Origin of the sequence: Microbacterium sp. NPDC087589 (assembly GCF_044743635.1) — a bacterium.
GTDB lineage: Bacteria > Actinomycetota > Actinomycetes > Actinomycetales > Microbacteriaceae > Microbacterium.
Genome location: NZ_JBIUWV010000009.1, coordinates 70,959 through 91,851 on the forward strand (window position 1 = coordinate 70,959; position 20,893 = coordinate 91,851).

21 protein-coding genes are annotated in these 20,893 nt (G+C 67.2%); 12 read left to right on the top strand and 9 right to left on the bottom strand.

Going from position 1 to position 20,893, the window contains the following annotated elements; all coding sequences use genetic code 11:
* Positions 1 to 31: 31 nt before the first annotated feature.
* The 4 genes from ACIOU8_RS17140 to ACIOU8_RS17155 form a co-directional block, all read right to left on the bottom strand.
* Positions 32 to 1,033 (bottom strand): ABC transporter substrate-binding protein, encoded by a 1,002-nt coding sequence (locus ACIOU8_RS17140; RefSeq protein WP_400792086.1) that lies wholly within the window; start codon positions 1,031 to 1,033, stop codon positions 32 to 34.
* Positions 1,034 to 1,081: 48 nt separating this feature from the next.
* Complete coding sequence (locus ACIOU8_RS17145; RefSeq protein WP_400792089.1) at positions 1,082 to 2,116, bottom strand: ABC transporter permease; 1,035 nt, start codon at positions 2,114 to 2,116, stop codon at positions 1,082 to 1,084.
* Positions 2,116 to 3,618, bottom strand: coding sequence for a sugar ABC transporter ATP-binding protein (locus ACIOU8_RS17150; protein WP_400792092.1), 1,503 nt, complete (start codon positions 3,616 to 3,618; stop codon positions 2,116 to 2,118). The genes ACIOU8_RS17145 and ACIOU8_RS17150 overlap by 1 nt, the downstream gene beginning before the upstream one ends.
* Before the next feature lie 188 nt (positions 3,619 to 3,806).
* Positions 3,807 to 4,676 (bottom strand): sugar phosphate isomerase/epimerase family protein, encoded by an 870-nt coding sequence (locus tag ACIOU8_RS17155; RefSeq protein ID WP_400792095.1) that lies wholly within the window; start codon positions 4,674 to 4,676, stop codon positions 3,807 to 3,809.
* Positions 4,677 to 4,901: 225 nt separating this feature from the next.
* Between ACIOU8_RS17155 and ACIOU8_RS17160 the strand changes: the two genes are divergently transcribed.
* Positions 4,902 to 5,903 carry a LacI family DNA-binding transcriptional regulator gene (locus ACIOU8_RS17160; RefSeq protein WP_400792098.1) on the top strand — a complete coding sequence of 334 codons (1,002 nt, stop codon included), beginning with the start codon at positions 4,902 to 4,904 and terminating at the stop codon, positions 5,901 to 5,903.
* 133 nt (positions 5,904 to 6,036) lie between these two features.
* On the opposite strand, the gene ACIOU8_RS17165 is transcribed toward ACIOU8_RS17160, so the two are convergent.
* Together ACIOU8_RS17165 and ACIOU8_RS17170 are read right to left on the bottom strand one after the other, a co-directional pair.
* On the bottom strand, positions 6,037 to 7,002 hold the full coding sequence (locus ACIOU8_RS17165; protein ID WP_400792101.1) for an aldo/keto reductase: 966 nt from the start codon (positions 7,000 to 7,002) through the stop codon (positions 6,037 to 6,039).
* A complete protein-coding gene (locus ACIOU8_RS17170) occupies positions 6,989 to 8,284 on the bottom strand; it encodes an L-fuconate dehydratase (RefSeq protein ID WP_400792104.1) in 1,296 nt (431 codons plus the stop codon). The genes ACIOU8_RS17165 and ACIOU8_RS17170 overlap by 14 nt, the downstream gene beginning before the upstream one ends.
* A gap of 132 nt (positions 8,285 to 8,416) precedes the next feature.
* Between ACIOU8_RS17170 and ACIOU8_RS17175 the strand changes: the two genes are divergently transcribed.
* From ACIOU8_RS17175 to ACIOU8_RS17185, 3 genes are all read left to right on the top strand, one after another.
* Positions 8,417 to 9,277, top strand: coding sequence for a fumarylacetoacetate hydrolase family protein (locus tag ACIOU8_RS17175; protein WP_400792107.1), 861 nt, complete (start codon positions 8,417 to 8,419; stop codon positions 9,275 to 9,277).
* Positions 9,274 to 10,032 carry an SDR family NAD(P)-dependent oxidoreductase gene (locus ACIOU8_RS17180; RefSeq protein ID WP_400792110.1) on the top strand — a complete coding sequence of 253 codons (759 nt, stop codon included), beginning with the start codon at positions 9,274 to 9,276 and terminating at the stop codon, positions 10,030 to 10,032. Before ACIOU8_RS17175 ends, ACIOU8_RS17180 begins: the two co-directional genes overlap by 4 nt.
* A 487-nt stretch (positions 10,033 to 10,519) precedes the next feature.
* Complete coding sequence (locus ACIOU8_RS17185; protein WP_400792112.1) at positions 10,520 to 11,365, top strand: hypothetical protein; 846 nt, start codon at positions 10,520 to 10,522, stop codon at positions 11,363 to 11,365.
* A gap of 136 nt (positions 11,366 to 11,501) precedes the next feature.
* Here the strand turns inward: ACIOU8_RS17185 and ACIOU8_RS17190 are convergent, their stop codons facing one another.
* A complete protein-coding gene (locus ACIOU8_RS17190) occupies positions 11,502 to 12,482 on the bottom strand; it encodes an amidohydrolase family protein (protein WP_400792114.1) in 981 nt (326 codons plus the stop codon).
* 46 nt (positions 12,483 to 12,528) lie between these two features.
* Between ACIOU8_RS17190 and ACIOU8_RS17195 the strand changes: the two genes are divergently transcribed.
* On the top strand, positions 12,529 to 13,206 hold the full coding sequence (locus tag ACIOU8_RS17195) for a FadR/GntR family transcriptional regulator (protein WP_400792117.1): 678 nt from the start codon (positions 12,529 to 12,531) through the stop codon (positions 13,204 to 13,206).
* Positions 13,207 to 13,324: 118 nt separating this feature from the next.
* Here the strand turns inward: ACIOU8_RS17195 and ACIOU8_RS17200 are convergent, their stop codons facing one another.
* Positions 13,325 to 13,987 carry a transaldolase family protein gene (locus tag ACIOU8_RS17200; RefSeq protein ID WP_400792119.1) on the bottom strand — a complete coding sequence of 221 codons (663 nt, stop codon included), beginning with the start codon at positions 13,985 to 13,987 and terminating at the stop codon, positions 13,325 to 13,327.
* 107 nt (positions 13,988 to 14,094) lie between these two features.
* Between ACIOU8_RS17200 and ACIOU8_RS17205 the strand changes: the two genes are divergently transcribed.
* The 7 genes from ACIOU8_RS17205 (at position 14,095) to ACIOU8_RS17235 (ending at position 20,559) form a co-directional block, all read left to right on the top strand.
* A complete protein-coding gene (locus ACIOU8_RS17205; protein WP_400792121.1) occupies positions 14,095 to 15,045 on the top strand; it encodes a ribokinase in 951 nt (316 codons plus the stop codon).
* Positions 15,046 to 15,063: 18 nt separating this feature from the next.
* Positions 15,064 to 15,468 (top strand): D-ribose pyranase, encoded by a 405-nt coding sequence (gene rbsD / locus ACIOU8_RS17210; protein ID WP_400792124.1) that lies wholly within the window; start codon positions 15,064 to 15,066, stop codon positions 15,466 to 15,468.
* Position 15,469: 1 nt separating this feature from the next.
* Complete coding sequence (locus ACIOU8_RS17215; protein ID WP_400792126.1) at positions 15,470 to 16,273, top strand: GntR family transcriptional regulator; 804 nt, start codon at positions 15,470 to 15,472, stop codon at positions 16,271 to 16,273.
* Positions 16,274 to 16,518: 245 nt separating this feature from the next.
* On the top strand, positions 16,519 to 17,217 hold the full coding sequence (locus ACIOU8_RS17220) for a hypothetical protein (protein ID WP_400792129.1): 699 nt from the start codon (positions 16,519 to 16,521) through the stop codon (positions 17,215 to 17,217).
* Between the two features lie 20 nt (positions 17,218 to 17,237).
* Positions 17,238 to 18,296 (top strand): PLP-dependent cysteine synthase family protein, encoded by a 1,059-nt coding sequence (locus ACIOU8_RS17225; protein WP_400792131.1) that lies wholly within the window; start codon positions 17,238 to 17,240, stop codon positions 18,294 to 18,296.
* 653 nt (positions 18,297 to 18,949) lie between these two features.
* Positions 18,950 to 20,017, top strand: coding sequence for a hypothetical protein (locus ACIOU8_RS17230; protein WP_400792133.1), 1,068 nt, complete (start codon positions 18,950 to 18,952; stop codon positions 20,015 to 20,017).
* Between the two features lie 218 nt (positions 20,018 to 20,235).
* Positions 20,236 to 20,559, top strand: a complete 324-nt coding sequence (locus tag ACIOU8_RS17235; RefSeq protein WP_400792136.1) for an Lsr2 family protein — start codon at positions 20,236 to 20,238, stop codon at positions 20,557 to 20,559.
* Here the strand turns inward: ACIOU8_RS17235 and ACIOU8_RS17240 are convergent.
* Complete coding sequence (locus ACIOU8_RS17240; protein ID WP_400792138.1) at positions 20,551 to 20,883, bottom strand: hypothetical protein; 333 nt, start codon at positions 20,881 to 20,883, stop codon at positions 20,551 to 20,553. The two genes, ACIOU8_RS17235 and ACIOU8_RS17240, sit on opposite strands and share 9 nt — an antisense overlap.
* Positions 20,884 to 20,893: the final 10 nt, after the last annotated feature.

The window sequence follows — 20,893 nt, forward strand, 5'->3', positions numbered from 1 at the left end:
GAAGGCGAGGGGCTTCTGCGATCTCAGCGTGTCACTCGTAGAGGACGGCCGCGATGTTCTCATCCTCGAGGTTCGTGCTGTCGTACCAGTACGAACCGGTGTCGTAGAACTCGTCGACGGAGTCGCCGTTGGCCGCGTCATACGCCGCCTGCACGACCTGTGCGCCGATGCCGATCGGGTCCTGCGTGATCGCGCCGGCCATCGTGCCGTCCTTGATCGCGTTGATCTGGGCGGCTCCCGAGTCGAAGCCGACGATCGTGATCTTGCCCTTCTCGAGACCGAGCTCGTTCACGGCGTTCACGACGCCGATGGCCGAACCTTCGTTGGTGCCGTAGATGCCCTTGAGGTCGGGGTGGGCGGCGATCAGCGTCTTGGCGATGTCGGCCGACTTCAGGTGGTCGCCGTCGCCGTACTGGATGTCGACGATCTCGATGTCGGGGAAGTCGGCCTCCATCTTCTCGACGAATCCGTCACGACGCTCGACACCGGTCGAGTTGATCTGCGAGTGGCCGACGATGGCGACCTCGCCCTCGCCGCCGATCAGCTCTGCCATGTGCTCTGCAGCGAGCGCGCCGGCGACCTTGCTGTCGGTCGCGGCCAGGCTGAGCCCGACGTCGCCGTTGCACGGGGCGTCGAAGTAGACGACGGGGATGTCCTTCGACTTCGCCTGCTCGAGCGGGGCGACGCACGCCTCGGGGTCGAGTGCGGCGTAGGCGATGGCATTCGGGTTCTTGTCGATCGCGCTGGTGAGCATCTCGAGCTGCTGCGCGATCTCGGTCTCGGCGGCCGGGCCCTCGAACGTGATCCGAACGCCGAGCTCTTCCGCCTTCTCCTCGGCGCCCTGCTTGACTGCCTGCCAGAACTGATGCTGGAAGCCCTTGGAGACGAGTGCGATGTACATCTCGCCGTCGCCGCTGCCTCCGTCGCCGCCACTGCCTTCTTCGATGACGTCGCCACCGCCGGCGCAGCCGGCGAAGACGAGGGCGGATGCGGCCACGAGCGCCGCGAATGCGGTCTTCTTACCGAATTTCATGGAAACTCCATTGTTCTCTGTGTGGTGGTGGGGGGATGGAACTGTGGGTCAGGTGCGCTGCCGGTTTCGCAGCGAATCGAGGAACACGGCGAGCAGCACCACGACGCCGACGACGATGTTCTGCCACTCGGTCTGAATCGACAGGATGCGCAGGCCGTTCACGAGCACGCTCATGATGAGAGCGCCGATGACGGTGCCGAGGATGGACCCGCGGCCGCCGAGCAGGGACGTACCGCCGATGATCACGGCGGCGATCGCCTGCAGCTCGTATCCCATGCCGATCTGGGGCTGGGCCGAGTCGAGACGAGACGCGATCACGATTCCCGCGACGCCGGTGAAGGCGCCGGCGAACATGTAGATGAGGATCGTCCAGCGGCGGGTGTTCACGCCCGACAGGCGGGTCGCCTCTTCGTTCGATCCGATCGCGAACGTGTAGCGACCGAGCAGCGTCTTCGACAGCACGAGGAATGCCACGATCGCGAGGGCCGCTGTGATCAGCACGGCGTTCGGAATGCCGGGGATGATCACCCCGAGCGCGATCTTCTTGAAGTCGGGGGCCGACGTGGAGAAGTAGATCGGCGCGACGTTGGAGATCACGAGTGCGAGACCACCGGCGATCATCATCATCGCGAGCGTCGCGATGAACGGAGGAAGCCGGAGGAAGGTGATGTTGACGCCGTTCACGAGCCCCATCAGCACACCGGTGAGGATGCCGCCGATCACGCCGACCCAGACCGGCAGGCCCATGTTGGTGACGATGACACCCGTCATCACGGCGCAGAGCGCCATGCCTGTTCCGATCGACAGGTCGATGCCGCCGGTGATGATGACGAAGGTCGTGCCGAGGGCGAGGATGCCGATGACCGCCGTCGAGAGCAGCACGGTGGCGATGTTGCTGAAGGTGAAGAAGTTGGGGCTGGCGATCGAGAAGAACAGCACGAGCACGAGCAACGTGCCGAACGCGAGCGACTGCTGGAGCTGGCGCTTCAGGAACGCGCCGACGTCACGCTTGTCGGTGTTCTCATCGAGCGCGGTCTGGATGATCGTCGTCGTAGACGATCCGGGCTGCTGCGGAGCGCTCATCAGTCTTCCTCTCCGTGGGCTGCGAGTTGCATGATCTTCTCCTGGCTGGCTTCCTCGTTGCGGAGGGTGCCGGTGACGCGTCCGTTGGCGAAGACCGCGATGCGGTTCGCCACGCGGAGGATCTCCGGCAGTTCCGACGAGATGACGATGATGGACTTGCCCGCCTCAGCGAGCTGCTGCATGAGGCGGTAGATCTCCTCCTTCGCTCCGACATCGATGCCTCGAGTCGGCTCGTCGAAGATGAGGATGTCGCAGTCGCGCATCAGCCACCGGGCGATGACGACCTTCTGCTGGTTGCCACCCGAGAGCAGCTTCACGACCTGGTTCACCGAGGGCGTCTTGACCCTGAGCTGCTGCACGTACTCCTTGGTGCGGGTCTTGGCCTTGCTGTCACCCATCCAGCCGATGCCGTTGGCGTACGTGCTGAGCGAAGCGAGCACGGTGTTGAAGGTGACGTCCTGCTCGAGCATCAGGCCGAGCAGCTTGCGGTCCTCCGAGAGGTAGCCGAGGCCGTGCTTCACGGCATCCGCCGGTTGTGCGATGCGCACCGGTCGTCCGCCGATCGCGATCGTTCCCGCATCCCGGTGGTCCGCGCCGATGATGGCCCGCGCGGTCTCGGTGCGACCGGCGCCCATGAGGCCGGCGAAGCCGAGGATCTCGCCCCGATGCAACTGGAACGACACGTCTCTGAGCAGGCTCTTGGTCGAGAGACCCTGCACATCGAGCACGATCGGGTCGTTGGCGTGCTCACGCGCCTGCGGTCTGGTTCCCTCGTCGATCACGCGTCCGACCATCATCTCGATGATCTTCGGGATGCTGACCTCGGACTTCTCCAGTGATCCGATGTATGTGCCGTCGCGCAGCACTGTGACCCGGTCGGCGAGGCGCCGGAGCTCGTCCATGCGGTGCGAGATGTAGACGATGCCCGTGCCCGACGCCCTGAGCTGCTCGATGAGCACGAACAGGGTCTCGGTCTCGGAGTCGGTGAGCGCCGAGGTCGGCTCGTCCATGATGAGCACCTTGGCGTTGAACGAGAGCGCCTTGGCGATCTCCACCATCTGCTGCTCGGCCACGGTGAGTTCGCCGACGAGCTGTCGCGGGTTCAGCCGTATGCCGAGGCGGTCGAGCAGGTCGGCGGTCTGGGAGTTGAGCTTGCGCTCCGAGAGGAAGGGTCCGGTCGTGGGCTCGCGGCCCACGTAGATGTTCTGCGCCACGGTGAGGTCGGGCATCAGGTTGAGTTCCTGATGGATGATCGTGATCCCGAGCTGCTGCGCCTGCAGGGGGCTGGTGAGCTCGACCTCCCTGCCCTCGAACGTGATCGTGCCCTCGTCCTTGGTGTAGATCCCCGAGAGGATCTTCATCAGAGTCGACTTGCCCGCGCCGTTCTCGCCCACGAGCACCAGCACTTCGCCGGCCCGCACCTCGAGGTGCACGTCCTTGAGAGCCTGCACACCGGGGAATCCCTTGCTGATCCCCTCGACTCTGAGAATGGGGTCACTCATGTGCTCACCTGCTTCCTTGAAGGTCGTCATGCGATATTCCAGTTGGACCTGGAAACATCGGATCAATTCTGCGTCCTGCGCCCGGCCCTGCGCAAGTTGTATCTAAATGTAACTAAGACTTCTTCGGATGGGAAGACCTGTAATAACAAGTTGGCAACAGGTCTGACTCCCGGACTTACTGCGCTGGGTCAGTGCAGCCTGATCGAGTCGACGGCCACGAGCTTGTCGCGGATGTAGGCATTGGCATGCGCCCCGAGTTCGGCGTTGTCGGTCCAGAGGTTGCGCCAGATGCCGAGCATCCGACTGAGATCGGGGGCGACCACCGCAGACGAGAAGGACTCGAACACGATCGGACCGTCGTAGCCGATGCGCCCCAGCGCCTTGAAGAAGGTGTCGAAGTCGACGGTTCCGGTGCCGAGGTAACCGCGATGGCTCTCCCCGATGTGCACGTATCGCAGAGCGGGTGCAGCGTCGAGGACCGGCGCGAACATATCCGACTCCTCGATGTTCATGTGGTACGTGTCGAGATGGATGCCGAGGTTCGGTCGGTCGACTTCGGCGAGGTAGGCGAGCGCCTGCCGTGCGGTGTTGAGCACGTTGGTCTCGTAGCGATTGACGACCTCGAGCGAGACCGAGATCCCGCGTTCGGCCGCATGATCGGCGACGCGGGCGATGGTGCGGCCACTGCTCTCGAGCCCCGCGGCGGTCACAGGGTCCATGTACTTCTGCATCGCGCTGTAGATCACTCCGCAGAAGTGCCGGCCACCCAGCTCGGCGAGCACGTCGACCGCCTTGAGCAGCAGCGACTCCCCGGCCGCGACGACTGCGGGGTCGGCGCTGGTCACGTCGGTGGCTCCGGAGAGGCCGAGCGACGCACTCACGGCGAGGTCGTGTTCCTCGAGAGCGTGCTTCGCGGTGGCGACGTCGAAGGTGAAGGGATCCATGAGCGGGAACTCGATCAGGTCGAACCCCGCCGCCTTCGTCTGCTCGACAGAGAGTCGGATGCCGTCGGCATCGAAGTGTCCGGTCCAGACGAGCCCGTGGCATCCGATGTTCATGGGACCTCTCGGAGACGGGTGTGGGGCACCATCGCCTCTGGAATTTGGCACGTGCCAATTCCGCGTTCAGGTCACGGTACGCGGGGTCGCACGGCCGCGTCAAGAACTTTCTTGGCACGTGCCAATACCTCCGCTACTGTGGATTCGCCAGCGCCGCGCGGGCGAGCAGTCACGCTCGCACAATCGCGCACCGCGCACCGCACCGCGCAGTCGACAGGGAGCTCCATGCCAGCCAGCGTCAAAGACGTCGCCGCCCTCGCCGGGGTCTCCTCTTCGACCGTCTCGAACTACCTCAACCACCCTCACGTGCTGGGTGAGGCGAGTGCGGCGAAGGTGAGAGCCGCGATCGAACGGCTCGGCTACGTGCCCAACGAGTCGGCGCGGCAGCTGCGGGCGGGGTCGAGCAAGGCGCTGGCTCTGATCCTGCTCGACGCCTGGCTGCCGTACTTCCATGAGCTCTCCCGCGGGGTCGAGGACGTGGCCCGGGAGGAAGGCTGGTCGCTGTTCTTCAGCAACAGCAACCGAGATGCCGACACCGAACAGCGCAACATCGACATGTTCGAGGCGCACCGGGTGCAGGGCATCGTGATCTACCCGCTCGAAGACGTGGTGCCCCGGCTCGAGCAGCTCGCCGACCGCGGCATCCGCTCGGTGGTGGTCGGGCCCATCCCCGACTCCCCGACCGTCGGCTCTGTCCTCTTCGACGATCGCGGCGGCGGACGCCTCGCCGGCGAGCATCTGCTCGCGATCGGCCGTCGTCGCATCCTGTTCCTCGGAGCACCCAGCGTCAGTCAGTCGAACGACCGCCTGAAGGGTCTGCGAGATGCTGTCGAGGGCACAGACGCTGCGGTGGATGTGCTCGACGTGCCGCATCTCACGACCGAGGACGGCCTCGAGATCGCCGAGCGCATTCTCGCGCTCCCTGCAGCCGAACGGCCCGACGCGATCTTCGCGGCGAACGACATGGTGGCGATCGGCGTGATGACCCAGCTGCTGCGTCATGGCATCCGCGTGCCCGAGGAGGTCGCGCTCGTCGGATTCGACGACGTGGCGCAGGCGCATCAGAGCGTCGTGCCGCTGACCAGCGTGCGACAGCCCGGGTACGAGATCGGCCGCGCCGCGGGCGCCGCCCTCATCCGCCAGCTCTCCCACCCGACGGCAGAGCTCCCCGCGCCGACGCCGTTCGCCGCCGAGCTCGTGATCCGCGAGTCGACCGTCGGCCGCTGAACCTCCGCCCCTCCCGGCCCGAGGTCTTCATCCTGTTCGCAACTCAGGAACAACGGCACTGGGGCTCTGGCTCTGGGCCGAGAATCACCTCCGCCGATGGATCTTCCTGAGTTGCGAACAGCAACGACCTGCCTCAGGCCGGAATCAGCCCCTCGTCCGCGAGCTCGTCCCACAGCCCACCCGGGATCTCCAGCGCCGCATACTCGGCGTTCTGTCGCAGCTGCGCCGGCCGGCTGCCGCCCACGACCACCGACCGCACGACGTCGGACTGCAGCGGAAACTGGATGGCCGCGGCGGGAAGCGGCACGTCGTGGTCGGCGCACACGCGCGCGATGCGCAGCAGCCGCTCCCACAGCTCGTCCGGCAGTTGCCCGTACTCATAGCGGCCGTCGCGGCGCGGCTTGCTCGACGCGAGCAGCCCCGAGTTGAACACAGATGCCGCGACGATGCCGGTTCCGGTCTCGTGACACGCGGGCAGCACGTCGGCCGCGGCCGGCTGCTCGAGCAGCGTGTAGCGCCCGGCCACCATGATCAGGTCGAGATCGGCAGAGCGCACGGATGCGGCGAGCGCCTCCGACACCATCGAGCCGATGCCGATGGCCGACACCTCTCCGTCACCGCGCAGCTGCTCGAGAGCCGGCAGCGCCTCGGCGAGCGCGAGATCGAGGTCGTGCCGCTCGGGGTCGTGCAGGTAGAGCAGATCGATGCGCTCGATACCCAGTCGCTCGCGCGATTCGTCGAGGCTGGCGCGGATCCCTGCGGCCGAGAAGTCCCACACGCGCTGCAGGTCGTCGCGCACGTGGAAGTCGTTCGCGGTGTCGAGGCCGCCGTCGTGATCGGGGTTCGGCCGCAGCAGCCGACCGACCTTCGTCGACAGCACGTACTCGTCGCGTGGCTTCGTCTGCAGGAACGCGCCGAGGCGTCGCTCCGAGAGCCCGAGCCCGTAGTGCGGAGCCGTGTCGAAGTAGCGGATGCCGCTGTCCCACGCCGCCTCGAGGATCGCCCACGACTCATCGTCACTGAGCGCCCGAAACAGGTTGCCGACGTTCGCCGCCCCGTACCCGAGAGAGGGCAGGCGCAGACGCTCAGATTCCGACATGCTGTCCCTTCCACTCGTAGGCGGCGATGCTCTCTGCCTTCATCTCCATGCCCGAGCCCGGCACTGTCGGCGCCATGTACGAGCCGCCCTGGATGTCGGTCGGGATCACGAAGTGCTCGTGAAGGTGATCGACGAACTCGATCATGCGCCCCTCGCGGGTGCCGGTGACCGCGACGAAGTCGAACATCGACAGGTGCTGCACGGCTTCGCACAGCCCCACTCCCCCGGCGTGCGGGCACACGGGCACCCCGAACTTCGCCGCGAGCAGCAGGTTGGCGATGTTCTCGTTGACGCCCGCGACGCGCACGGCGTCGATCTGCATCACCGAGATGGCTTCGGCCTGCAGCAGCTGCTTGAAGATGACGCGGTTCTGCGCGTGCTCCCCGGTCGCGACGCGGATGGGCGCCACTCCCCTGGCGATCTCGGCGTGACCGAGCACGTCGTCAGGGCTGGTCGGCTCCTCGATCCAGGCGGGGTGGAATTCGGCGAGCGCGCCTATCCACTCGATCGCCTCCGACACCTCCCACCGCTGATTCGCGTCGATCGCGATGGGGAAGTCGGGCCCGCACACCTCGCGGGCCTTGCGGAACCGGCGGATGTCGTCGTCGAGGTCGGCACCCACCTTGAGCTTGATCTGCGTGAAGCCGTCTGCCATCGCCTCGCGGGCCAGACGCTCGAGCTTCTCGTCGGAGTAGCCCAGCCACCCGGGGCTCGTCGTGTACCCCGGGTACCCGGTGGCGAGCAATTCACGCTCGCGCTCGATGCGGCCGGGTTCGGCGGCGCGCAGGATCTCGAGGGCATCCTCGCGCGTGAGCGCATTGGTGAGGTAGCGGAAGTCGACGAGGTCGACCAGCTCCTCGGGCGTCATTCGTGCGAGCAGCTGCCACAGGGGCAGGCCGGCACGCTTGGCCTTGATGTCCCACAGCGCGTTGATGACCGCGCCGATCGCCATGTGCATGACACCCTTCTCAGGGCCGAGCCAGCGCAGCTGCGAGTCACCGATGATGTCGCGGAACGTCGTGCCCATGTCATCGAGCAGCGGCTCGATCTCCCGGCCGACGAGGTGCCCGGCGAGAGCATCGATCGCGGCGACCTGCACGTCGTTGCCCCGGCCGATGGTGAAGACGAAGGCGTGGCCGTCGATGCCGTCGTCGGCATCCGTGCGCACGATCACGTACGCGGCCGAGTAGTCGGGGTCGGGGTTCATGGCATCCGACCCGTCCAGACTCAGCGACGTCGGAAAGCGGATGTCGGTCGTGTCGAGGGCGACGATACGGCTCACGGGGTCCTCTCGTGCACGGGGTGGGGATTCGTGCAGATCTCTTGGAGTGTAAACATCCGATGTCTATACTGTCAACGAGACGACCGCGATGGAGCGGCTTCGCAGCACAGCACCCCAGTGATCAGGAGAGACATGAAGTTCGCACGGCTAGGCACTCCCGGCGCAGAGATCCCCGTCCTCGTCGAGAGCGATCGCTACCTCGATCTGCGGTCCGTGACATCCGATGTGAACGGTGACTTCCTCGCCGGCGACTTCCGGGCTCGCGTCGACGCCGCCCGCGCCGCCGACGAGCTGCCCGTGCTCGAGGATGCCGCGGCGATGCGCATCGGTGCGCCGATCGCGCGCCCGAGTGCCGTCATCTGCATCGGTCAGAACTACGCCGCCCACGCCCGCGAGTCGGGCTCCGAGCCGCCGACCGTGCCGATCCTGTTCCTGAAGACGCCGAACACGGTCGTCGGCCCGAACGATGCGGTGACCATCCCCCGCGGCAGCGACAAGACCGACTGGGAGGTCGAGCTCGGCATCGTCATCGGCGCCCGCGCCGCCTACCTCGACTCGCCGGAGGACGCCGACGCGCACATCGCCGGCTACGTCACCGCGAACGACGTCTCGGAGCGCGCCTTCCAGATGGAGGTCTCGGGCGGGCAGTGGTCGAAGGGCAAGATCGCCCCCGGCTTCAACCCGACCGGCCCGTGGCTGGTCACCGCCGACGAGGTCGACGTCGACCACCTGCGGCTGCGCAGCTGGGTGAACGGCGAGCCGAGGCAGGACTCGAACACCGACGACATGATCTTCGACGTGCGCGTCATCGTGCACCACCTGTCGCAGTACGTCACGCTCGAGCCCGGCGACCTGATCCTCACCGGCACCCCGCAGGGTGTCGCGTTCGGTGGAAAGTTCCCGTATCTGAAGGCGGGCGACGTGGTCGAGATCGAGATCGAAGGACTCGGGCATCAGCGCCAGGAGTTCGTGGCCTGGGAGGCAGAGAAGTGAGCACCGCACTCGACGGACTCGTCGCGATCGTCACCGGAGGAGCGTCGGGCATCGGCGCCGCCATTGCGGCTCGACTGCACGCCGACGGCGCGCACATCGCGGTGATCGACCGCGACACCTCGGGAGCGGATGCCGAGTTCGCCGCGTTCACCGCCGATGTGTCCGACCGCGCATCGGTGGATGCCGCCGTGGCAGCCGTCGCCGAGAAGTTCGGCCGCATCGACATCGTCGTGAACAACGCCGGCGTCGGCGCGCAGGGCGACATCAGCGCGAACGACGACGACGAGTGGGCCCGAGTGCTCTCGATCAACGTCACCGGCATCGCACGCGTCACCTCGGCGGCGCTGCCCTGGCTCGAGAGGTCGCCGAGCGCGTCGGTGTGCAACACGGCATCCATCGCCTCGACCACCGGCCTGCCTCAGCGCGCTCTCTACAGCGCGTCGAAGGGGGCCGTATCCGCTCTCACGCGCGCCATGGCCGCGGATCACCTGCGCGACGGCATCCGCGTCAACGCCGTGAACCCCGGCACCGCCGACACCCCCTGGGTCGGACGCCTGCTCGACTCGGCCGCGGATCCGTCTGCCGAGCGCGCCGCTCTCGAGGCCCGCCAGCCCCATGGCCGGCTGGTCTCGCCCGACGAGGTCGCGGCGGCCGTCGCCTACCTCGTGAGCCCCGCCGCAGGGTCGACCACGGGCACGTTCATCGAGGTCGACGGCGGCATGGCACAGTTGCGCCTGCGCCCCGCCGGCAGCTGAGTCGGCGAGGACCGAGCCCGGTCGGGAGCCGAGCCCGGTCGGGAGCCGAGCCCGGTCGGGAGCCGAGCCCGGTCGCGGTGCCGCCTCCCTCGTTCCGCTTCGCGGTCCCGCGCTCCGCTCTGCCCCCCGTTCCGTTCCGCCGTTGTCCCGCGCTCCGGTTGCAATTTGTGCCGCCGGCCCGCGCTCCGGTTGCAATTTGTGCCGCCCACCGGAAGACCAAGCGGCACCAACTGCGACCGGAATGGCCTCTCCCCGGCGCAGAGCGGCGCCAACTGCGACCGGAGCAGCGCCCGCGACCGGAACATCGCAGACGAGTCCTGTGGATAGCGGCGAACAGCCGCAGATCAGCTGGCACGGTGTCGGAATGAGACGACCGCGGGCGCTGCCGAAAGAACTCGGAACTCGATTCAGCGTGCGGGATGCCGAGTCAGCCGGCGTGAATCGCGGACGCTTGCGGAGGTCCGATCTAGAGACGCCGTTCCGTGGCGTGCGCGACAGCGAGGCACCGCCCGACCTCGACACGCTAGACCCTTTCGAGCGCCAGGCGGCGGAGCGTCGTCTGCGGGCCCGCCAATATGCTCCCCGCCTGCGCCCCGATCAGTTCTTCAGCCACGAGTCTGCCGTCGCACTGCTCGGCGGGCCGCTTCCCCTGGTGACCGAGAAGGGCCGACCTGTCGATGGCATGATGCTGCCTGTTCACGTCTGCACTGATGGCGCGGGCACGCTGGTGCGAGCGAAGGGCGTCACATCGCACCGAGGCAACGCCGCGGACACGACCTTCGACTCAGTCGCCGGTGCGCGCATCGCCCGCCCTGAGACGGTGTGGGCTCAGCTCGGTTCGTGGGACCTTCTGGACCTCGTCGCTCTCGGTGATCACTTCTGCCGCGCCTGGCGCAACGGCCACGGCCGCCCAGATCCAGGGCGACGCCCGATGTCCACCGTCGACAGGTTGCAGACCGCGATCGCATCCGGAAGGCGCGTCGGCATCCAGCGCCTTCGCGATGCCGTCGAGCTCGTGCGGGAGGATTCGTGGTCGCCACGGGAGTCGAAGATCCGATGCCATCTGGTGTTGGCAGGCGTGCCTGAACCGCGACTCAATCATGATGTCTACGACGATGACGGGGGGTTCCTTGCCTGCGTCGACCTCGCCTACCCGGAGAAGAAGGTCGCGATCGAGTACCAGAGCATGTTGCACCACTCGCGCTACTCCGCAGATGTGGAACGGATCGCCGCGCTGCGCGCCGCGGGGTGGAACGTCATCGAAGTGTCCGCCGAGCTCTTCACCCGACCGGAGGAATTCGTAGCGCGCGTCCGGCGGGCGCTCGCCACTTGACCGCCCACCCGCTGCGGTCGCACTTCGTGCCGCGCCCCACGACCGCCGACCCGCTCGGATCGCACTTCGTGCCGCGCAACGACCGATCCGACAGCACAAACTGCACCCGGAACAACGACGGCCCGCGATGTCGCGATTACGCTCGATCGCCGCGCAGCCAGCCCAGGAATCCGCCGCGGCGCGGGCGGGGCTCATCCACCGGCACCGCCGCCCGCTGCCCGGTCCGGTAGAACTCCTCGGCGTTGCGCCACATGATGGCGTCGACATCGTGCCCGCGGCGCTCGGCCCAGCCGCTCACGGCATCCGCCCATCGGCTGCGCGCCGTGGGCTGGTACATCGGGGTTCCGTCGTCGTTCGCGTACGGGTCGTCCGCCTCGGCCGGGCCGATGACCGAGACCGGCCAGTCGCTGCCCCACAGCAGTCGCTCGACGCCGAACGCGTCGACCGCGGCATCGAGGAACGGATGCAGCTGCTCAGCCGACCAGTCACCGCCGGCCTCCGCAGGAAGCCCCGACAGCTTGCACCACACGTTCGGATGCCGTGCGAGGTCGTCGAGGTCGCGCACCCACTCCATGGTCGGCGCCACCGGAGCATCCGCTGTGCCGACCTCCGGCTTGCCGAGGTGATCGAGCACGATCCGCAGCTCGGGCACCGCCCCCGCGAGGCGGGCGATCTCGGGCAGCTGCGCCGCGCGCACGCACGCGTCGAACGCCCACCCGCGAGCGGCGACCTCGCGAGCACCCGTCACGAACGCCGCCGAGACCGCCAGTCCATCGGGCTCGCCCTGCAGGTTGTGACGCACGCCGATCACGAGCGGCTCGGCGGCAAGTCCCTCGAGGTGCGCGGTGGTGTCGGTGCTGCGATCGAGGCGCGCGCCGGCGACGATCCCGACCACCCCGATACGGGCAGCCAGACTCGCCACCCAGCGCACTTCGTCGAGGAAGTCGTCTTCGATGGTCTCGGCCTGCACGAAGACCGCTCTCTCAGTGGTCGCGCGCTCTATTCGCGCGTGCTCGATCTCGGTCTCACCGAACAGCCAGCCGAGCGGACCTTCGAGCCAGGTGTAGTGCAGAAGCTCGGGATCCCAGAGGTGCAGGTGCGAATCGAGTACGCGCATGTCCCCATCCTGCCTCAGACATCCGATGAATGGTTAGGATGACGCCATGGCTGTGACTGACGACGCGATCGAGAAGATCAAGGCGATGATCGTCTCGGGCGAGCTCGCCCCCGGCGATAGACTCCCCCCCGAGAAAGAGCTGTCCGAGCGACTCGGTCTGTCGCGCAACTCGATGCGCGAGGCGGTGAAGGCGCTCGAGGTGATCCGGGTTCTCGACGTGCGCCGGGGCGACGGCACGTACGTCACGAGTCTCGAACCGCACCTGCTTCTCGAGGCGATCTCGTTCGTGGTCGACATGCACGACGACGACTCGATGCTCGAGATCTTCGCGGTGCGACGGATGCTCGAGTCTCAGGCGACCGGCCTCGCGGCCACCCTCGGCACCGACGAGGCGATCGCCGGCCTCGAGCGCGAGGTCGAATCCATCGACCCGACCGTCAGCATCGAAGAGCTCGTCGAGCACGACATCCGCTTCCACCGCGAGATCGTCGGCATGGCGGGCAACGCCTATCTCGCGAGCCTCATCGAGCACCTGAGCAGCCAGACCGTGCGCGCCCGTGTGTGGCGGGGGCTCACCGAGGGCGGAGCCGTCGAACGCACGCTCTCTGAGCACCGGGCCATCGCCGAGGCGATCGCGCGACACGACTCCGGCCTCGCCACCTCGCTCGCCACCGCGCACATCGCCGGCGTCGAGCGGTGGCTGCGCCAGGCGGCATCCGCCTGATCCGTTCAGTTCTCAGCACGGAATCATCCTCGGTGAAAGCAGATCCGCGGAACCACGTGGATCCAGTCGGCCGACCGGCACATCCGTGCTGAATCGTGAACGAGGCGGCGGCCCGACCTCAGGCCCCGAGCCGCACCATCGCGGCGTCGAACTCGGCCGCCGAGCTGTCGCTGACCTCGTGGAACAGCATCTGCTCGATCACGTCCGGCGCCGCAGTGAAGTACGGCACCCCGGCGAGCCGCAGGCCGGTGATGTCATCGGGCGACCGCAGGCTCGCGGCGAGCACGTTCGAGCCGCTCCCCGCGCACATCTCCTGCATGCGCGCGATCACGGCATCGCCGTCGATGCCGGCATCCCGCATGCGTCCGAGGTAGGGCGCGATGTACTGCGCGCCGATCGAGGCGCACGCGAGAGCCTGCGCGACCGAGTACACCGCAGTGACGAGCACGGTCGCCCCGTCGCGCACCAGAGCGGATGCCGCAGCGAAGCCCGCGCGCGTCGCGGGCACCTTCACGACCACCCGGTCGCCGAGCGCCCTGATGCCGTCGGCATTGCGGAGGAAGGAGGCGGCGTCGCCGCCCCACGTCTGGAAGAAGATCTCGCGTGCGCCCTCGTCTGCCCAGCGGGCGTAGAGGTCGGGGATCTCGGCGGCGGCGCGGCCGCCGCGCTCGAGGATCGTCGGGTTGGTCGTGACGCCGTGCACGACGCCCGCGGCGAGGAGGGAGGAGACGCGGTCGACGTCTGCGCTGTCGACGTAGAGACGGGGGGCCACGGCGGTCATCGGGTCTCCTTGTGCACAACCTGTCGTTACAGGTTCGGATTCGGCTAATGTAATGACAGCCGCGGAGGATGTCAAAGCACCCCGCATCGACGACGATCAGGAGTGCCATGACAGCCGCCACCTCGACCGATCGCACCGGCGTCGTCATCGTCGGCAGTGTGACCGCAGACGTGACGACCTTCTCGACCAGGCTCCCGGCCCGCGGAGAGACCATCCTCGGCGATGAGTTCACCCTCATGCTCGGCGGCAAGGGCGCGAACCAGGCCGTCGCGGCCGGGCGCTCCGGAGCCCGCACGAGCTTCGTCGGATGCGTCGGCGACGATCTCTTCCATGACCTGGTCGTCAGCGGGCTGAGCGAGGCCGGCGTCGACCTCGCGCACCTTCGCACGGTGCCCGGACCGACGGGAATCGCGCACATCCGCGTCGACGCCTCGGCGCAGAACGACATCGTGATGGTGCCGCTCGCCAACGCCGCCCTCAGCACCGAGCAGATCGATGCGGCGCTCACGGCCCTCGCGCCGACCACCTCGGTGCTGCTCACTCAGCTCGAGACTCCCTCCGCGCTCACCGCCCACATCACGTCGCGCGGTCGCGAACACGGCATGACGGTCATCCTCGACCCCGCACCCGCCGCCCCGCTCGACGACGCCGTGTGGGCGAACATCGACATCGTGACCCCGAACGAGACCGAGGCCTCGGTGCTCAGCGGCATCGAGGTGACGGATGCCGCCTCGGCCGCACTCGCGGGCCGGTGGTTCCTCGACCGCGGCGTCGGCGCGGCCGTGATCACGCTCGCCGGTCAGGGCTCGTGCGTCGTGACGGCGGCCGGCGCATCCGTCGTCCCTCCCTTCCCGGTCGAGGCCGTCGACACGACCGCGGCCGGCGACGCCTACGCCGGTTACCTCGGCGCTGCGCTGGCGAACGGCCTGGACCTGACGGATGCCGTGCGCATCGCCACCGCCGCCGGCGCCCTCGCCGTCACGAAGCAGGGCGCCTCGCCGAGCCTGCCCCTGCGGGCCGAGGTCGACGCGTTCCTGGCCGCCCGCGAAGCCCACTGACATCCCCGAGGAGACATCATGCGCAAGACAGCGACGACCATCAACCCCGCCCTCTCGCGCGTGATCAGCGAGACCGGGCACACCGATCTGCTGGTGGTGACCGACGCGGGGCTGCCGATTCCGCCGGGGTCCGAGCGCATCGACCTCGCCTACCGGCCGGGCGCTCCGGCCTTCTTCGATGTGCTCGACACCGTGCTCGCCGAGCTCGTCGTCGAGGGCGCGACCGTGTCGGAGGAGGTCGCAGAGAAGAGCCCCGCGGTGCTCGCCGCCCTGCGCGAGCGCTTCGCCGACCAGGACTTCGAGATCGAGCTGATCCCGCACGTCGAGTTCAAGAAACTCACGCACTCGGCTCGGGCGTTCGTGCGCTCGGGCGAGTTCACCCCCTACGCCAACGTGATCCTGCACGCAGGGGTGGCGTACTGACATGAACGGAACGATCGACCGCCACTCCGCGGCACCAATGTACGACCAGCTTCGTCAGCTGATCATCGACGGCATCTCGAGAGACGGCCTGCAGCCGGGCGACCCGCTGCCCGGCGAGCATCGCCTGTGCGAGCGATACGGCATCTCACGCACCGTCGTGCGCCAGGCGCTCGCTCAGCTCGAGCACGAGGGGCTCGTCGAGCGGGTCAAGGGAAAAGGCACGTTCGTGTCGCGGCCCCGCACGAGCGAGAGCCTCGTGCACACGCTGGTCGGCCTCTACGACGATGTCGAGCGCCGCGGCGGACACGTGCACAGCGACGTGCTACGACACGAGCAGACGCTGGCCGACGACGAGATCGCCGCAGCCCTCGAGGTCGAGGTCGGCGCACCGGTCGTCGTGCTCGACCGCCTCCGCCATGTCGACGGCGAGCCGTGGTCGCTCTCCACGACCTGGATGCCGGATGCCGTCGGCGGCGTCACTCTCGGCGTCGACCTGTCGGAGCGATCCCTCTATCGCCTGCTCGCCGATCACGACATCGTGGCGACCAGCGGCGTCCGCTCGGCCGAGGCCACAGTGGCCACCCACGAGCAGGCGCAGCATCTCGGCGTGAGTGCCGGCTCGGCCCTGCTGCGGCTGCGCAGCGTGAGTCGCGCCGCCGACGGCATCCCGATCGAGTACTTCGTGGCCCACCACCGCGGTGATCGCTCGCGCTTCGAGTTCCAGCTGCAGCAGGAGCAGTCGCAGGCGTCGCTGCTGCACGTCGACGACGACGGTGGCACCTCGCGCGCCGGCACGGTTCGTTAGCCGAGTGCGCTGAGGTCGTTAGCCCAGTGCGCTGAGGCGGCTAACCTGGCAGCGGAGCACGCGTCGCACCGGGGTGGCGTGAGCGAGGGGGAGACACGATGGTCGATTCGAACGAGCCAGGACCCGAGCCGGTGGTCCCGCCGCCTCCGCCCGGAGCACCGGGCGCCTTTCCGGCATCCGTCCCCCCGGGCGTCCCGCTTGCACCCTCGCTGGGTGGACCCCCCGCGGCTCCTGGCGGTCCGGCCGTGCCCCCACCCACTGCATTCACAGCGCCTCCCGCGCCGCCGCTGCCGCCCTATGCGTCGGCCGCCTACCCGCCGCCGCCGCAGGGCAGTCCGCCTCAGGGTGCGGTCTACGGTGCCGGGTATCCGATGTCGACGTTCCCACCCGAACCGCCGAAGTCGTCCGGCCGGACTCTCGGCATCGTGTTGGCCGCAGTGGGTGCGTTCGTCGTGCTCATCGTCGTCGGAATAGCGGTGGTCGTGGGGCTCCTGGTGTCATCGCGCACGCCTGAGCCCGTGTCGGCACCTGCGCCGGCCGTGACGGCAGCACCGACAGCTCCCTCCGACGAGCCATCCACCGAGGATCCGCCCTCCGACGACTCGGGTGACGTCGATGCATCCGGAATCGCCGACGTCCTCCAGGCGAAGATCGACGAGTACAAGCGCCTGCGCGACAGCGGCGCACTCTGGGAGAGCATCCCCGACACAGAGTTCAACCGCACCGCTGTCTCGGCCTTCCTGTACTTCCTCACCGACATGAAGGTCGCGACGATCTGGGGCGTCGACGAGGCGCAGGCGCAGGAGTACGAAGAGCGGATGACGATGCTCGAAGAGCGCCTGCTCGCCGAACAGCCGCTCGGTGACGACATCCAGATCACCCTCGAGGATGAGGTCTTCACCTACGACGGCGAGACGGGCGAGGGCGGCTACACCGCCAGATAGAGGAGCGTTACGCTCGAAGCATGAGCGACTGGACCAGCACTGCGATCGCCCTGCTGGAAGCCGACGCCAACCGCAGCGCAGACACGCACCTGCACCTCTTCCCGCTGCCGCCCGAGTGGGGCATCGATCTGTACCTGAAGGACGAGTCGGTGCACCCCACCGGATCGCTCAAGCACCGTCTCGCGCGCTCGCTGATCCTCTACGGACTCGTCAACGGCCGCATCACCGAGCACTCGACGCTGGTCGAGTCGTCGAGCGGATCGACCGCCGTCTCCGAGGCGTACTTCGCGCGGATGCTGGGGCTGCCGTTCGTCACCGTCGTGCCGCGGTCGACCAGCCAGGAGAAGATCGATCTCATCGAGTTCTACGGCGGACGCTGCCACTTCGTCGACCGCGCGGAGGACATGTCTCCCGAGGCCCAGCGTCTCGCGTCCGAATGCCACGGGCACTACCTCGACCAGTTCACCTTCGCCGAGCGTGCCACCGACTGGCGCGGCAACAACAACATCGCCGAGAGCGTCTTCAGCCAGCTGTCGCAGGAACGGCATCCGATCCCCCGCTGGATCGTCGTGGGCGCGGGCACCGGCGGCACCAGCGCCACCTTCGGGCGATACGTCAAGTACCGCCGCCACGAGACGCAGATCGCCGTCGTCGACCCTGAAGGTTCGGCGTTCTACGACGGCTGGGCCGGAACCGTCGCTCCGCCCCTCGGGCGTCCGAGCCGCATCGAGGGCATCGGCCGACCCCGGGTCGAGGCCTCCTTCGTGCCCAGCGTGATCGACGAGATGATCCGCGTGCCCGATGCGGGGTCGATCGCCGCGATCCGGATGCTGCGCGAGCGCACGCTGCACCTCGCCGGCGGCTCGACCGGCACCAACCTGTACGGGGCATTCCAGCTGATCGCGCGCATGCGCGCGGCTGGCGAGACCGGCAGCATCGTCACACTGATCTGCGACAGCGGCATCCGCTACGCCGGCACGTACTTCAACGACGAGTGGGTCGCCGGGCAAGGCTGGGACCTCGCTCCGCATCGCGCCCGCCTCGACCACTTCCTCGAGACCGGCGTCTGGGTGGAGTGACTCGGTTGACCCACCCGGGTTCGACTGACCGGCTCGTTCACAATTCAGCACGGATTCCGTCGTTCTGCCACCTGACCACCCGTTTCGCCCGGGATGAGACGGCTGGTGCTGAATTGTGAACGGCTACGCTGGTGCGTTTCGCTTATCCCAGAAACCCCGGGAATCACGCCGCACGTGCGGTTGCCTCAATGATCAGTTTTCTCCCGAGCTCTGCCGAGTTTTCTCCCGGACCCAGACCGGCTTTTCTTCCTGATGTCGCAGATGCGCGGAATCACACGGGTCTCGCCTGTCTCAAGCGATCCGCTGTGCCCTCCCTGCAAGAACAAATGACCACGCGTCGCCTGAGTCACTGTCCTGCGCAGCCGGTTATTTTGTGCGCCTGGCCGGATGACAGCCACCGGTCGACTCGGTCGCGCGCGGCTCTCCACAGTCGACTTTATGGCAGTCTCCGTGACCCGAGGTCTGTAGAGAGTCGTCGCACAACGACCGCTGTATGCCGCTCACACCGTCAGCGCCGCCCGACGCCCGCGGGGGGGCTCCGGTCATGGCAGCTGAACGTCAGAACATTGCTGCCTCCGCTGACTAGCGTCTGTGCCGCACTGTTACGACCTCTGCTGGTTCAGAACTGTGCTCGCGGCAGGATAATTGCTTTCATGGCCGCCCTAAACGAAGAGCGAAAGCTCGACGTTGTCGGTGCGTTCCTTGGCATGGTGGTCGCTGGAGCTGTCGCCGCACTCTCGAACTCTCTTGAAGTAGTCGGAACACTACTGGTCGCCCTTGGCGGCGCTGCGGTAGGCGTCGGGATCGTGCACCTTCGGAGCTCAAAGTTGGATCGACTACCCGCCTACGCTTTCGTCATAGCTGGGCTCGTAGCGGGGCTGGCAGGGGTCGTCTTCTTCCAACAGGGCACAAGCACCGGGTCGCAGCCACCAACGTCAGATGTCTTCTTGGACCCGGATACAGTCGTTGTCGCTCCGCCTGACACATCCGTCGCGTATCCAGCCGATGCCCCTCCGTCCGCCGGAGTGCCAGGACTTGTAGTCACCTCAGAGTTGCAGCCTTCCGGAATCGTAAACAGGGGCATCCCGGAAGTCGTAGATGTCGTCGGTGGGAACGCCACAGCGCATGGGCAGCTGGAGATCATCCTTATCGCCCCCGACGGAAGCCAGACGGTCGAGGCCAGCGCGTGGGCTGATAGCAACGGAAGCTACTCCTACGGCCTCGACTGGCGGCCGCTCGCATACATGGGGGTTTCGGGCACGGAAGGCGCCTGGACCGTAAGCGTTTCAGATCTCGTCACGGGATCGCGCGCAGTGGCCCAGCTCTACGTGCTGAGTACCCAGGACACTCCGCCAGCGGAGCAATGGCGACCCGACGTAGGACTGCAGCCGGTTCCGAACGTGCCGTTCAGCATTGACGTGACATCCGCTGGCAACATGTGTTCTGGTGCGCCAGCGGAAAGCGACGTGCGGGTGCATGGATCCACCCCTGGCGGTGGGGTCACCTTGTTCTACCGGGACCCGCGCGGTCGGGTGCTCGTTAAGGTAGGCACGTCGACAAACCTGAGGGGCGAGACGGGGCGCACATCGCCGATCTTTTGGGACACCGCCAACTGTGAAGGCCCGGGTCTGTACGAGTACGAAGTGATCGCGGTCGACGACCTCAGCGGGCGACAAGTGCGGGGAGAGTTGCATCTCTACACAGAAGCAGGGCGACCGTAAACGTTGCTCCTGCCGCGGCCGTCAAACCCACGGACACAACCATGGCAGTCGAGCAGCCCATCAGGTAGAGCTCATTTGATTGCACTCCACCTTGGACCCTTCCAGCGATCTTGCCGCAGTCTGCTGGCCGATTGTCATCCAGTGGAATAAACGCTGATCCGGCAGAACTGGGCGTACTATGTTCTCCGGGATGGGGGGCTTGTAGGAAGAAGGAACCTATGGTCGTTCAGCACATCACGCGACGGGTCGATGACCTCGATGGCTCTGAGATCAATGGGGCCGAGGGGCCTCTTTCGTTTGCCTTCGATGGCGCCAGTTTCGAGATTGACCTCACGCCGCAACACGTGGAGAATCTCCGAGATCTCTTGGCCCCGTACATGGCAGCCGCCCGGCGTATTGGCGCTGCCGCAAAGCCATCCACGAAGGCGACGCAGTCGCAAGAGCGACGAGCCATCCGAGAGTGGGCTCTCGCAAACGGATTCCAGGTTTCCGAGCGTGGACGCATCAGCGACGAAGTGCTGCGGGCGTATTCGTCACGTTGACGGTCGCTCCAGCCCCCAGCTTTCGGCGAACTCAGCAGCGGAGGACTGAGCCATCTCCTCGCGCAAGCGGCTTTCCATATCAGCGGCCTCACCGATGGTGCTTTGCGGAGAGTGGAAGACTTGAGTGTTGTCCGCTCGGTCGCGGATGACGAGATCGGCGACGGCAGGGCCGATGCTGTCGCCACCCATGCCGATGAAAGCGAACAGAAAGTTGAAGGCGTTCGCGCCAGCGGAGGCGAGCTTGCTCTTCCCGGTCTTATCGCGGGGCACAACCTCGATGGTCCAGACATCTGCGGCGGGTCGGTTATCTGTGGAGTAGGTCACAGGATTCGCT